The 519-nt window shown below is 56.3% G+C and carries 2 pseudogenes; one reads left to right on the forward strand and one right to left on the reverse strand.

Going from position 1 to position 519, the window contains the following annotated elements:
* Positions 1-174 (reverse strand): annotated as a pseudogene (locus tag EN932_RS39430) (ABC transporter substrate-binding protein); the annotation flags it as partial.
* A gap of 204 nt (positions 175-378) precedes the next feature.
* On the opposite strand from EN932_RS39430, the pseudogene EN932_RS37580 reads away from it, so the two are divergent.
* Positions 379-519: pseudogene (locus EN932_RS37580) on the forward strand (ACP phosphodiesterase); the annotation flags it as partial.

The following is a 519-nucleotide window of genomic DNA, read 5'->3' on the forward strand; positions in this document are numbered from 1 at the left end:
CTGGATACGGTCTGATGTCTTGATGTTGTTGGCGTTGAGGACGAGCTGGATGATGTTGCCGAGCACGCCGCCCTCGGTGTCGATCTTCGAAGAGACAACCACCTGGGCATTGGCGGAAGCCACCGTGATGCCGAGCGCCAATGCCGCGCCGGCCAGAAACTTGACTGAAAACATTGTGGAACCCCTAGCTATGAACCGAAACGCGATGACCGCATATGAGCATGGCTTCAACGGCCAGTCGGGGCACACGGTTTCATAACAAGGGGGATCGGCGCAATATTTTTGTTCGGAAGGCCGATTTTGAGGCGACGCTGGCGATCTGCTGCCATCTGGCGGATAATGCCATAGAGTGCGGGTGGCAAACACGGAGAGCGTGTCATGGCCATACACAAAGTCGGCTACCTCATCGGAAGTCTTGCCCGGGAATCCATCAACCGCAAGCTCGCGAAGGCGCTCGTTCAACTGGCTCCTCCGGAACTTGAAATGACGGAAATCGCCTTCAGGGATCTGCCTCTTTAC

Origin of the sequence: Mesorhizobium sp. M7A.F.Ca.US.002.01.1.1, assembly GCF_004022955.1 — a bacterium.
GTDB lineage: Bacteria > Pseudomonadota > Alphaproteobacteria > Rhizobiales > Rhizobiaceae > Mesorhizobium > Mesorhizobium ciceri.